10 protein-coding genes are annotated in these 12,883 nt (G+C 64.2%); 8 read left to right on the forward strand and 2 right to left on the reverse strand.

Annotation, left to right across the window (positions count from 1 at the left end):
- Positions 1-275 precede the first annotated feature (275 nt).
- Both ACW9H9_RS27175 and ACW9H9_RS27180 read right to left on the reverse strand, forming a co-directional pair.
- The gene (locus ACW9H9_RS27175; RefSeq protein ID WP_457346438.1) at positions 276-977 is read right to left on the reverse strand and encodes a DUF3142 domain-containing protein; all 702 of its coding nucleotides are present in this window, start codon (positions 975-977) and stop codon (positions 276-278) included.
- A gap of 3 nt (positions 978-980) precedes the next feature.
- Positions 981-3,140 (reverse strand): outer membrane assembly lipoprotein YfiO, encoded by a 2,160-nt coding sequence (locus tag ACW9H9_RS27180; protein ID WP_457346437.1) that lies wholly within the window; start codon positions 3,138-3,140, stop codon positions 981-983.
- 211 nt (positions 3,141-3,351) lie between these two features.
- Here ACW9H9_RS27180 and ACW9H9_RS27185 point away from each other — a divergent pair, with 211 nt between their 5' ends.
- The 8 genes from ACW9H9_RS27185 to ACW9H9_RS27220 all read left to right on the forward strand — a co-directional run bounded on the left by ACW9H9_RS27185 (position 3,352) and on the right by ACW9H9_RS27220 (position 12,775).
- Positions 3,352-4,953, forward strand: coding sequence for a glycosyltransferase family 39 protein (locus ACW9H9_RS27185; protein WP_457346436.1), 1,602 nt, complete (start codon positions 3,352-3,354; stop codon positions 4,951-4,953).
- Positions 4,954-5,353: 400 nt separating this feature from the next.
- A complete protein-coding gene (locus tag ACW9H9_RS27190; RefSeq protein WP_457346439.1) occupies positions 5,354-5,773 on the forward strand; it encodes a MarR family winged helix-turn-helix transcriptional regulator in 420 nt (139 codons plus the stop codon).
- On the forward strand, positions 5,770-7,848 hold the full coding sequence (locus ACW9H9_RS27195) for an FUSC family protein (protein ID WP_457346435.1): 2,079 nt from the start codon (positions 5,770-5,772) through the stop codon (positions 7,846-7,848). The genes ACW9H9_RS27190 and ACW9H9_RS27195 overlap by 4 nt, the downstream gene beginning before the upstream one ends.
- Positions 7,845-8,054 (forward strand): DUF1656 domain-containing protein, encoded by a 210-nt coding sequence (locus ACW9H9_RS27200; RefSeq protein ID WP_457346433.1) that lies wholly within the window; start codon positions 7,845-7,847, stop codon positions 8,052-8,054. Before ACW9H9_RS27195 ends, ACW9H9_RS27200 begins: the two co-directional genes overlap by 4 nt.
- The gene (locus ACW9H9_RS27205) at positions 8,051-8,941 is read left to right on the forward strand and encodes an efflux RND transporter periplasmic adaptor subunit (protein ID WP_457346432.1); all 891 of its coding nucleotides are present in this window, start codon (positions 8,051-8,053) and stop codon (positions 8,939-8,941) included. The genes ACW9H9_RS27200 and ACW9H9_RS27205 overlap by 4 nt, the downstream gene beginning before the upstream one ends.
- Positions 8,938-10,380, forward strand: coding sequence for an efflux transporter outer membrane subunit (locus ACW9H9_RS27210; protein ID WP_457346431.1), 1,443 nt, complete (start codon positions 8,938-8,940; stop codon positions 10,378-10,380). The genes ACW9H9_RS27205 and ACW9H9_RS27210 overlap by 4 nt, the downstream gene beginning before the upstream one ends.
- 79 nt (positions 10,381-10,459) lie before the next feature.
- Entirely contained in the window at positions 10,460-11,092 is a 633-nt protein-coding gene (locus ACW9H9_RS27215) for an NADH:ubiquinone oxidoreductase subunit N (protein ID WP_457346430.1), read from the forward strand.
- Positions 11,093-11,278: 186 nt separating this feature from the next.
- Entirely contained in the window at positions 11,279-12,775 is a 1,497-nt protein-coding gene (locus tag ACW9H9_RS27220; RefSeq protein WP_457346428.1) for a YdgA family protein, read from the forward strand.
- Positions 12,776-12,883 lie beyond the last annotated feature (108 nt).

Raw genomic sequence — 12,883 nt, forward strand, 5'->3', positions numbered from 1 at the left:
GGCGCGAGCTGACCAGTTCGATGTCGAAACAGAACGGCTGGTTGAGGGCTTCGCGGCCGACGAAACTGAGCACTTGCAGGTCGGTGGAGATGCCCTCGAGGGTGAGGGTGATGTGGGTGGCGTTTGCGTCCAGCATGTTTTGAGTTCCGTCCTTTGAACGATCCGTGGATTGGATGGTGCGGCAATGAATGCGTTATCTCAATGCAAAAGTCCCTTCGAGACGCTTCCTCCGGCATTTCAAAAAATGCCCTACGGACTGATCCCACGGGGGCCGGTCAATTCTGTAAAAACACCACATAACCGCGAAACCATGCGCTGTCTTTTAAGTACTTCGGCGCCTGCCACTCGCCGCCCTGGATCAGGCCAATCTTGAACGGCAGCCCCAAGCGGTTCAGCCGCGGCAGGTATGCGGCGTAATCGGGAATGCTGTGGCGCCCCTGGTAGGTCTGCACCACCACTTCGTCCACCACCCCGTTGAGTTGGGCGATGGCGGCCGGGTCTGCGTTGCTGCTCCAGTCCATCAGGCCCGTGATGCTCAGGCGCAGGTCCTGGGGCAGGCGTTGGCGCAGGTCACGCAGGAACTGGGCGTATTCGTGCAGGTATTGGGTGCGGGCGTCGAAGTCGATCTGGATGCCAACCACCGGGTTGCCCGCGTCGCGCCAGCGTTGTACCTGGCCCAGCAGTTGGCGATAGACCGGCTCCGGCCAGCGCAGGGTGTGGGCGCGGTACACCACCCAGACGTCGCCCCGGGTGATGCGCGGCACGCTCATGCCCTGGGCGATCAATTGCACACCGCGCCCGGGCGTGCGGCGGGTGGCGTTGATCTGGCCTTGCAGGATGTACAAGGTCTTGGCCTGCTTGAGCACCGGCTGGGGCGTGACGCCGCTCCACAGCCAGAAGGCGTCGTAGTCGCTCGCGTTCACGGCGCCCAGGGCCGGGGTGGCCAGCAGGAGCAGGCACAGCCAGAAGCCTTTCATCGCTTACCAGTAATACTTCAGCGATTGGCTCCAAGGGGTGTCAGAAAAATTGCCCTTGAGCTGCTGGAACCATTTTTTTCGGACGGCTTCACTGGCCTCTTCGCCACCGCAGCTGTTATAGCCCGACGGCGCGTAGCAGTTGATGGCGCGAAACAGGGCGTAGGCCTTGTCGTGACGCGGCGCCTTGGCGTTGGCGATCACTTGCCGGTAGCCGTCCAGGCGCGACCAGGGTTCACCTGCAAACTGCGAGGCCGTGCTGCCCAGGCTGCCGGCCGCGCGGGGCTGGTCCAGCGGCATGCTGTCCAGGTTGTTGCGCAGCACGAATTCACCCAGGCAATTGAGCGCTTGCGGGTGTTTGCTGTCGGTTTGCAAGGTGCTGGCGATCTGCGTGACGCTGGGGCAGGTGTAGCCGGATTGCGCCTTGGCGCCGTCCCACTGGAACAGCCTCAAGGACTTCCCACCGGCATACACGTAACCCAGGCTGGTGCCCAGCGTGTCGTCGGGCGCCGGGGTGGGCAGTTGTTTGACGTCTTCGGCGAAAGTGGCGAACTGGCTATGCAGCAGGTCTTTGTAGAGCAGCACGAACTGGGCGGTCTGGCGCTCCACCGGGTCCTGCGCCTGGGCGATCTGCTGGCGCAGCAGCTCGGCGCCCGCGACGCTGCGCAGCAGCAGGTAGCGCACCGGTTTGGCCGAAACCGGCGAGTCGGCGGCGAACACCTTGCTCAGTTGCCCGCTGCGCTCGTAGTTCAGGGCCAGGGCCAGTTCCAACTGGTCGCGTTGCAGCGGTTGCCGGGCCCGCGGCAGCAGTTTGAGCCAGAGCGCTTGGGCGCCGTTCCAGTCTTGCCGGGCTTCCAGGGCCAGGCCGCGCAGGGTCTGCTGGCTAAAGGCGAAATAATCCAGGGTGTCGGGAATATCGGCTGGCAGCAAACTCAAGGCGCTATCGGGCTGGTGCTCGACGTACAAGGCGAACGCCGCTTGCAGGTAGCTGTAGAGCGCGGGCTCTTTGGCAAAGACCGGCTTTTGCGCGTCGAGGGCCGCACGGTCGAGCAGCGGCGGGTGGCCGTCGCGCATCAACATCAGGTCGCTGAGGGCCAGGATCAACGGGTTTTTCACCGGCGCCACGGTGGTGGTCAGCAGCTTGGCATCGAGCTCCTGCACCAACGCGTCCAGCGACACGTTGCGCTGGGCGCCGTCGGCCTGGGTCAGTTGCCAGGCGAATTCGTCGGCCAGCGCGTCTGGGTCGGGCGTCAGCCAGTGCACGCGGCGCAGCAGCCCGCGGGCGCTGGCGCTGTATTGGCCCTGTGGATACGTGCTCAGGTAGTCGTTGAAGCCGGTTTGGGCCTGCTGCAGGGCGGGTTTGTCCACTTTGGCGAGGTCCGGCATGCCGTACGCGTCGAAGGCCTGTTGCTGGGCCTTGTTCAATGCGTTGCGGGCGCTCATGTAGCGGGCGGTTTCCCGCAACCAAGGCAGGTCGCTGTCGCCCGCCTGGGCAAAGCCTTTTTGGGCGTCGTCAAAGCGCCCGCTGTAAAAATCGCCCGCCGCGAGCAGGTAAGCCCGCAGCTGCACGCCATGGGGCGATTGGACTTGTTGCAGGTCGCCCAGGCTGGCGTTGTCCCATGTGCAGGCCGACACCATCTTCACCCGGGCACCGGCCAGCACTTGCTGCTCGGCCTTGGGAATACCCGACTGCACCACCTGGCGCACGAACGGCAGGGCACTGTCATCGGTGTTGCTGCGACAGCGACTGCCTTCGCCGTTGAGGAAGTCCAGCCCGGCTTCACTGTAGGGCTGCTGGGTGATCGCCAGCCCGTTCAATATCTCGCTCAGCGCAGGCCCCGCGACATCGGCGTGTTCGTCGGGCTCCTCTGGCGGCGGCGTGAGGCGGTAGAGCGGGAACGGCACGGTGCCGAAGCCTTCGTCGAGGTCTTGCTGGTTCAGCGCATTGGGGGCCAGCGCCAGGGCCTTTTTGTCGGCCAGCAGCAGGCGCAGGTTCACCCGGCTGTCGTTGCCGGGGTTCAGGAAGGGTAGGTTGCTGCACGCGTTCAGGCTGTTGCGTGACACCCTCCAGTCGGGGTAGCACGAATCGTCGCCACTGGCCTGGGCCTGCACAGAAAAACCGGCGAGCAATGCCAGCGCCAAAGGTGAGAGAAGGCCGATGCGCATGAAGTGTCCTTGTTCCTGAATCCATGGAAGGCGGCAATCATAGCCTGATCCTACAAATGCGGCGGTGAAGCCCTGCGCAAAATTCAGATTTGTCCGACTGGCGGATGGCAGCTCAATTACTTGTAAAACAGCAGGCGAATCAGGGGCTTTTGACCTAGAGTGGCGCAGGGTTCGCGCAAGCGCAGGTTTGGTTGAGAGTGAGGAAGTACAGGTGCGACGCTCCGTGGCGGAACAAGACAGTAAAGTCGGGGCATTTCCCGCGCTTAATTCGGGGCTTTGGGAAGGGGCTGGCTGGATGAGCCGGTTGTGGTGGCTGCCCATCCTGGTGCTGGCCGCCGCGCTGCGTTTTTACGGCCTGACCGCGGCGGCGGTCTGGGGCGACGAGGCCTCCAGCCTGTTGCTCAGCGAATACGCACTGGACGATTTGTGGTTCCATGCCGCGCACGACGTGCACCCGCCGCTGTATTTCGCCTTGTTGCGCGGCTGGATCGGGCTGTTTGGCGACGGGATCTTCTCGGTGCGCTGCATGAGTGCCCTGCCGGGCGTGGCGGCGGTGGGCCTGGGCATCTGGCTCACCCGCCAGGTCGCCACCCGCCGCGCCGCCGTGCTGGCCGGGGTGTTGCTGGCGATATTGCCCACCGCCGTGCGCTACAGCCAGGAAGTGCGCATGTATTCGCTGCTGGGCCTGTGGCTGCTGGGCGCTACGATTGCGCTGGTGTATTGGGTGCGCCAACCGCAACGAACGCGTTACCTGGTGGCCTATGTGCTGCTGATGACCGCAGCCTTCTACACCCACTATTTCACCGCCCTGTGCGTGCTGGCGCATTGGAGCTGGCTGGCGCTGCTGCGCCTGCCGCAGGCCTCGGGCGAGCGTCTGGTGACGCGGGCGGCCTGGTGGTGGGCGAACGTTGCGATCGTGCTGTTTTACTTGCCCTGGTTGCCCGAACTGCTGGACCTGGTGCAGCACGTCGAACAACTCAAGGTGGGCGGCGACATTGGCTGGGAAGACCCGGTCAACCTGTACTCCGTGCCCACGATGATCTGGCAGTTTCTGATCCAGGACGAAGGCGACCACCTGTGGCGACCGCTGTTCGTGGGATTGCCGCTGGCGCTCATCGCCCTGGTGGGCGTGACGGCCTGGCATGACCGCAGCCGGTATCGGTTCGGCTGGCTGCTGGCGCTGTTTTTCCTGCTGCCGCTGTTGCTGGTCTACGCGGTGTCGTTTATTTCCCCGGTGTACATCGAGCGTTACCTCACGGCCTATGCCATGGGCTTGCCCATCATCGTGGCGCTGGCCGTCGACCGCCTGCCCGCCCGGCTGCGCAAAGCGGGCGTGGTGCTGGTGCTGCTGTTTGCCGGGGTGGAACTGGTGGGGGTCAAGACCAACGCTACGGTCGATGCACAAGACCAGTTCAACTTCGTGGCGCAGTTCGTCAACAACGGCTACCAGGAAGATGACCGCATCGTCATCAGCGACATGCTCTGGTATTTGCCCTACGTGTATTACGACGAAACCGACGCCCAGTTGCAGCTGTTCACACCGCCCAAGGCGGACGGCACCTCGACGCGCCCCAATGCCTACGGCTTTGGCACCCTGGTGGACCAGGACGGTGGGCGTATCTACCTGGACCGCCTGTCGGCCTTGCCGGCGGGCATCCGGCGCGTCTGGCTGATCAGCGCTGCCGACGGCCCGGACGAATTCGCCCCATTGCCCCAGGGGTGGCAGCCGCTCGGCCAACACGACGGCGGCGGCGCGCGGGCGCGGTTGTTCGTGGTGTGCGGCGGGCCGGAGCCTGTGGAGGGGTGCCGCTAAGGCGCAGGCGGGTTGAAAAAATCTGGGCTTTAAACGCGCCAGTGAGTTTTTTCTGAGGTCGGGCCAACCCCTTATCGGCACCCCTTCCTGCAACGGTAGGCCCGAGCGATTCAATGGGCTTGTTTGCACCAAGCCCCTGAAGCAAAGCCCGGCGCTTCATCCCCCTCTTGCGCCGGGCCCACGAGGGGCGGCTGGCATCACCCATCATCACAAGCCCGCCGGTGCGCCGAAGGAGGGCGCCTGCTTACTTTTGCCCGACACCTGCTTTACTTACCGTCAATAAACCCCCAAGCAAATTTGTTTCAAAACTTGACGACTTTGGATCCACCGCTCATATTGATAGTTAGCAAACTAACAGTGTGCGAACAATCCCGTGACCCAGACCCTCGAACAGCTTCAGATGCACATCAGCAGCAGCATGGTGGTGGGCGCGCGCACCTGGCGCAAAATCTGCCAGACCACGCTGGTGAGCTACGGCATTTCCGAAGCCTGCGCGGTGCCGTTGCTGATGATCGGCCGCCTCGGCGACGGCGTGCATCAGGTCAAGGTCGCCCAGGCGTCGGGGATGGAAAGCCCGTCGCTGGTGCGCCTGCTCGACCAACTGTGCAGCGCCGGCTACGTGTGCCGCAGCGAAGACCTCCACGACCGCCGCGCCAAGGCCCTGAGCCTTACCCCCCGTGGCCGCGCATTGGTGCACGACGTGGAAAAACAGCTGGTACGCCTGCGCCGCGACGTGTTGGCGCATATCGCCCCCCAAGACCTGGAAGCCGCGTTGCGTGTCTTGCGCGCCTTCGAGGCCGCGCAGAGTGTGATGCCTTGAACGGTTTCTTCACCGGCATGCCGCCCGCCCGGGACTGGTTCTACGGCGTGCGCACCTTTGCGGCCTCGATGATCGCGCTCTACATCGCGTTGCTCATGCAGATGCCGCGCCCGTACTGGGCGATGGCCACCGTGTATATCGTCTCCAGCCCGTTTGTCGGTCCTACCAGTTCCAAAGCCTTGTACCGGGCCATCGGCACCTTCACCGGCGCGGCGGCTGCGGTGCTGTTTGTACCGCTGTTTGTGCAGACGCCTTACGTGCTGGTGGTGGTGATCGCCCTGTGGACCGGCATTCTGCTGTTCCTGTCCTTGCACCTGCGTACCGCCAACAGCTACGCGCTGATGCTGGCCGGTTACACCTTGCCGCTCATTGCCCTGCCCACGGTGGACAACCCCCTGGCGGTGTGGGATGTGGCCGAGGCGCGCACCGAAGAAATCTTCCTGGGCATCGCCGTGGCGGCGGTGGTGGGCGCGATGTTCTGGCCTCGGCGCCTGGCGCCGGTGTTCGATGACGCGGTGGGCAAATGGTTCGCCGACGCCCAGCTCTACTGCCAGCGCTTTCTTGAGCGGGACGTGCAAACCGACGAAATCAGCACCCTGCGCGGCGGCATGGTCGCCACCTTCAACACCTTGGAGCTGATGATTGGCCAACTGCCCCACGAGGGCGCCCGCCCGCAGACCGTGCGCAATACCCAGGAACTGCGCGGGCGCATGATCCACCTGCTGCCGGTGATGGACGCCCTCGACGACGCCATTTACGCCCTCGAACACCGCGCGCCCGAATGGCTGGCCACCTTCACGCCGCTGCTGGCCGCCGCCAGCCAATGGCTGCAAGACACCCGCGAGCACGCGCCCGTGGAAGGCTGGCGCGCCCTGCGCGAACGCATCGACGCGCTGCAGCCCCAAGGCGAAGCGCTGGATGACCGCCACACGCTGCTGTTTTCCAATGCCCTGTACCGGCTGGCCGAGTGGGTGGACCTGTGGCAAGACTGCCGCAGCCTGCAAGCCGCCATCCAGTGCGAAAGCCAGGACAACTGGCGCGCCGTCTACCGTCACTGGCGCCTGGGCCGCCTCACCCCGTTCCTGGACCGGGGGCTGATGTTCTACTCGGCGTTTTCCACGGTCAGCGCGATCGTCGTCGCCTCGGTGCTGTGGATTTTACTGGGGTGGACCGACGGCGGCAGCGCGGTCATTCTCGCGGCCATCGCCTGCAGCTTTTTCGCCTCGATGGACGACCCGGCGCCGCAGATCTACCGGTTCTTTTTCTGGACCGCCATGTCGGTGCTGCTGGCCAGCCTCTACCTGTTTCTGGTGCTGCCCAACCTGCATGACTTCCCGATGCTGGTGCTGGCGTTTGCCGTGCCGTTCATCTGCATCGGCACGCTCACGGTGCAGCCGCGCTTTTACCTGGGCATGCTGCTGACGCTGGTCAACACCTCGTCGTTCATCAGCATCCAGGGCGCCTACGATGCCGACTTCCTGGCCTTTGCCAACGTCAACCTGGCCGGGCCCGTGGGGCTGTTGTTCGCGTTTATCTGGACTCTGGTTTCCCGCCCGTTCGGCGCAGAGCTTGCCGCCAAGCGCCTGACCCGCTTCAGCTGGCGCGACATCGTCAGCCTCACCGAGCCCGCCACCCTGGCCGAACACCGCAGGATGGGCGTGCAAATGCTCGACCGCCTCATGCAGCACCTGCCGCGCCTGGCCCTCACCGGGCAGGACACCGGCATCGCCCTGCGCGAAGTGCGCGTGGCGCTCAACTTGCTGGACCTGCTCGCCTACTCGCCGCGTATCTTGGGCGTGCCCCGGGTGCTGCTCAACCAGGTGGTGGAGGGCGTGGGCGCCTACTTCAAGGCGTGCCTGAAAACCGGTGAACGCCTGCCGCCGCCCAGCGGTCTGCTGATGACCCTGGACCGCACCCGCCGCGCGCTCAATGGCCAGGGCCTGCAAGGCGAGGACGACACCCGCCTGCACTTGCTGCATGCGTTGAGCGGGTTGCGCCTGTCGCTGTTGCCTGGCGTGGAGTTCACCGGCGGCGCCGAGCGCGAAGCGCCGTTGCCTGATGGAGCACCGTTATGATCGGCGATCTGGACATCAGCGGGGTGTTCCTGCCCACGTTGCTGGTGCTCATGGGCATTACGTATGGGGTGTACCTGGTGGTGCACGGCGTGTTGACGCGTGTTCACTTCTATCGCCTGGTCTGGCACCGGGCATTGTTCAATGTAGGGCTCTACGCGCTGTTGCTGGCGGGCGTGGACTCACTCAGCCGATACCTGATGACATGAAAAAACCTTTTTTAACCATTGGCCGCGTGGTCCTGACGTTATTGGTGGTGACCTTTGCCGTGGTCGTCGTGTGGCGCATGGTCATGTACTACATGTTCGCGCCCTGGACCCGTGACGGCCACATCCGCGCCGACATCGTGCAGATCGCCCCGGACGTGTCCGGGTTGATCCAGCAAGTCGACGTGCAAGACAACCAGCCCGTAACCAAAGGCCAGGTGTTGTTTGCCGTCGACCCGGACCGCTTCAAGCTTGCGCTGCGCCAGGCCCAGGCCGCCGTGGCCGACCGTCAGGAAACCCTGGCCCAGGCCCAGCGCGAGAACAAGCGCAACCGCGGCCTGGGCAACCTGGTGCCCAGCGAGCAACTCGAAGAAAGCCAGTCCCGCGTGGCCCGCGCCCAATCGGCGTTGGCCGAGGCGCAGGTGTCGGTGGACGCCGCCCAGCTCAACCTCGACCGCTCGGTGATCCGCAGCCCCGTGGACGGCTACGTCAACGACCGCGCCCCGCGTGCCCAGGAATTCGTCACCGCCGGGCGCCCGGTGCTGTCGGTGGTGGACAGCAACTCGTACCACATCGACGGCTATTTTGAAGAAACCAAACTGGACGGCATCCACGTGGGCATGCGCGTGGACATCCGCGTGATCGGCGACAACGCCCGCCTGCGCGGCCATGTGCAGAGCATCGTTGCCGGTATTGAAGACCGTGACCGCACCAGCGGGTCCAACCTGTTGCCCAACGTCAACCCGGCGTTCAGCTGGGTGCGCCTGGCCCAGCGGATCCCGGTGCGCATCGCGTTTGATGAAGTGCCGGCGGATTTCCGCATGATCGCCGGGCGTACGGCCACGGTGTCGATCATCAACGATCAGGCCCACGACGGAGCCCAGCCATGAAACAACTGCTTGCCACCGCCGGGTTGGGCTTGCTGCTGTCGGCCTGCCAGGTGGTCGGGCCGGATTACCACTTGCCCGACAAGGCGGCGGTGAACCGCGGCGACCTGCAAGGGCCGCTGGCGGGCGAGGGCGGCAACGTCGTCTCGGCGCCGGTGCCGGCCGACTGGTGGAAGCTGTACAACGACGCCCGCCTGGACGCCTTGGTGCGCCAGGCCCTGGCCTCCAACACCGATTTGCGCGTGGCCGCCGCCAACCTGCAGCGCTCGCGTTACCAGGTGCAGCAGGCCGAATCGGCAGGCGGCTGGAGTGCCGGGGCCACGGCCGGGGTGGAGCGCTTGCAGGAGTCGGGCGAGGCCTATTTGCTGACCGAAAAAGTGCCGGTCACCAACGTGGGCGATGCGGGTATCACCACTTCCTATCAGTTCGACCTGTTCGGCACCTTGCAGCGCGGCATCGAAGGCGCCAAGGCCAGCGCCGACGCCACCCAGGCCGCCGCCGATACGGCGCGCATCACCCTGGTGGCGGACGTGGTGCGCTCCTACACCCAAGTGTGCGCGGCCAACGAAGAACTGAAAATCGCCCAGCATTCCCTGGACCTGCAAGCGCAGGGCACGCGCCTCACCCAGCAACTGCGCGACGCCGGGCGCGGTGATGAAACCCAGGTGACCCGGTCGCAAACCCAGTTCAAATCCCTGAGCGCGGAGCTGCCGCGTTATGAGGCCGCGCGCCAGGCCGGGTTGTTTCGTTTGTCGATGCTGCTGGCCAAGCCCGTCGACCAGTTGCCCGCCGGCACCGGCACATGTGCCGAGCTGCCGCACATCGCGCAATTGTTGCCGGTGGGCGACGGCGCCGCGCTGCTCAAGCGCCGCCCGGACGTGCGCCAGGCCGAGCGCCAATTGGCGGCTGCCACGGCCAGCATCGGCGTGGCCACGGGGGCGCTGTACCCCGACATCAGCATCGGCGCGACGGTGGCGACCAGCGGTATTCTCGACCATCTGGGCGAGGCGCGTACCAACCGCTGGGGCTTTGGCCCGTTGATCAGCTGGAGCGTGCCCACCAACGGCGCCCGCGCCCGCATCCATGAAGCCGAAGCCGCCACCCAAGGCGCGCTGGCGCATTTTGACGGCGTGGTGCTCAACGCCATCCGCGAAACCCAGACGGGCCTGGCGCAGTACACCGCCTTGCTGCAACGGCGCGACGCCCTGGCCGACGCCGAACAGTCGGCCGAGCAAGCCGCCGACCAGACACACCGCTTCTACCAGGCCGGCCGCGCCTCTTTCCTGGCCGACCTGCAAGCCACCGGCAGCCACACCAGCGTGCGCGCCCAATTGGCGGCGGCGAACACCCAGGTCGCCATGAGCCAGATCGACCTGTTCCTGGCCTTGGGCGGCGGTTGGGAAAACGGACGAACGCAAGCGCCACAACCCGGCAAACCCTGAGCTGATAGCTATGCTTGGACTGGCGGGCTCCCGTGATGGCTCGCCAGTCTCGATTGCGTTGCTCATGGGGATTCCAATAATGAAAAACCCTTATGCTCCCGCGTTCTGGTGCGTGTTCTTCGCGCTGGTGCTGCTTTCGGCGGCTTACTTCTACGGCGTCATGCTTTCCCACCAACTCGACAAGGCCATGGTGTTTCTCGACAGCGCCTGTGCGCTGATCGCCGCGCTGTCCATTGGCGTGGTGGCCTGGGCGTCGTGGCAAGGGGTGCGCATCAAGCGGCGTGTGCTTGAGCAAGGCAAGACGCGGGTGGCGATCTGGGACACCAAAGTCGCCTTGCGCCGGGTCGAAACCGTGTTCGACCGCTACTTCTGGGGCAGCTACTGGCAGCCGGGCCGCACCTTCCAGGAAGTGATGGGCGAACTCACCGGCACCCCGCTCGAAAAAAGCCTCGAAGCCCTGAAACAGCAATGCGTGCTGCTCGACCGGCAGGTCGCCGACGGCCGGCATTGGCTCAACAACGCCCGCGAGCTGTCCGACGTGGCCACGGCCATGGCCCGCGAGCGTTACCAGCTGGATTTCTACGACCCCAAGGCCGACACACCGGGCAACGCGCTGATCCATCGCGAGTTTGAAGTGCTGGTGTACACCTGGACGGCCCGGCTCAAAAGCTTCGATCATCAGCTCGATGAGATCGACACGGAGTATTCCTGAGCCCGGCGTTGTCTGTTCAGGCGCCATGAAGCCGCGCGCTTGCCGCGACGGCGCCTGCACATTCACCGTTGCATTTTCGTTCAGCTTAAAAGTGCTAATCTTCCCCGGTTTTTCGGCGGGCCAACGCCATGCCCCTCAGGGGCTCAGGGAAGACGCCCACTTCACAGGATTTGATCAGGTCACTACATGAATAAGCCAGCAGTCGTTCTTTTGGGTATCGTCGTCGCCGTCGGCGCAATCAGCGCAGGCGGGGCCTGGTACACCGGCAAGCAGTTGGAGCCGGTGTTGCAAACCGTGATCCAGAACGCCAACCAGGAGCTGAAAACCTCCATGGCCGGGTCTGATGGCCAGATCACCCTGGAACTGGTGTCCCTGGACCGCGAGCTGTTCAGCAGCACCGCCCATTTTCGTCTCAAGGCCCAAGGCACGGTGTTCGGGCCAGGCAATGAGAACACCGAGTTGCTGTTTGTCGACCGCATCGAACACGGCCCGCTGCCGTTCTCGCGCCTGGTGTCGCTGAAGTGGCTGCCGGTGATGGCCACCAATCACATCGAGCTTGAAAAGAACCCCACCACCGAAAAATGGTTTGCCGCCACCAAAGACGTGTCGCCGCTCAAGGGTGTGACCAACATCGGCTACAGCCACTCGATGGACGGCAACCTCGAGTTCCTGCCGCTGGAGTTCAAGGACGACAAGGCGGCCGTGAGTTTCTCCGGCGCCAACCTGGACTTCTCCAGCACCGCCGAGGCTGAGAAGGTCAAGGCCAACGGCTATATGGACAGCCTCAAGGTCACCATCACCGATGCTCAAAACGCGCCGTTCAACGCTGAGCTCAGCGGCCTGACCGTGGCCAGCAACCTGGACAAGACCAGCTTTGGCTTTTTCACCGGGCAGAACACCGTCGAACTGAGCAATACCAAGGTGACCTTCGGGCCGCAGCAAGCCGTGTTGACGGTCAAGAATTTCGAGCAAAAAGGCGCCAGTGAAGTCAACGGCAACCTGGCTTCGGGCCGTATCGACTACAAGGTCGACGAGGTCGCTTACCAAGGCAAACCCGTGGGGTCGGCGGTGCTCGCGGCCAGCATGAAAAACGTCGACGTGCCGTCGATGCTGGTGCTGACCAAGCTCTATCAGGACAAGATGAAACCTGTGCAAGTCGCGTCCGCCAGCGGGCAAGCGCTGCCCGAGCTGCAACTGACCGACGCCGAACAAGCCCTGGCCCAGACCAACCTCGAGCAACTGCTGGCCGCCAAGCCCCACCTGGAGTTGGAAAACCTGTCGGTCAAAACCGCCAATGGCGAAAGCCGTTTCAACCTGGTGGCCGACCTGGTCAAACCGTCGAGCCTGGAGCAGCCATCGATTGAACTGGCCAAGCAAATCATTGCCTTGCTGGACGTCAACCTGACCCTGTCTAAGCCGATGCTCAAGGACATTGCCGCGGTGCAAGCCCAGGCGGGCGGCGTGACCGACCCGGCGGCCATCGAGCAGCAATCCCAGATGGCCAGCGAGATGGTCAGCGGCATCGCCGTGGGCACACAACTGGCCACGGTGGTGGGCAGTGACATCGTGTCCAAACTGCATTACGCCAACAATGAAGTGACGTTCAACGGCCAGAAAATGACCGTCGAGCAGTTCATTGGTTTTGTGGTCGGCAAGCTCGGCACCCAAGGTGGCGCCCAGTAAAATCTGACGGTTAGTGCTGTAGGCCAATTCTGAACAATTGTTCGGAATTGGCCTTTTTTATGTGCGCCAGGCATGGCGCGTTGCGCGAAGCGCAACCAGCTTGGCTGT

The sequence above is a fragment of the Pseudomonas sp. SDO5215_S409 genome (assembly GCF_054071325.1).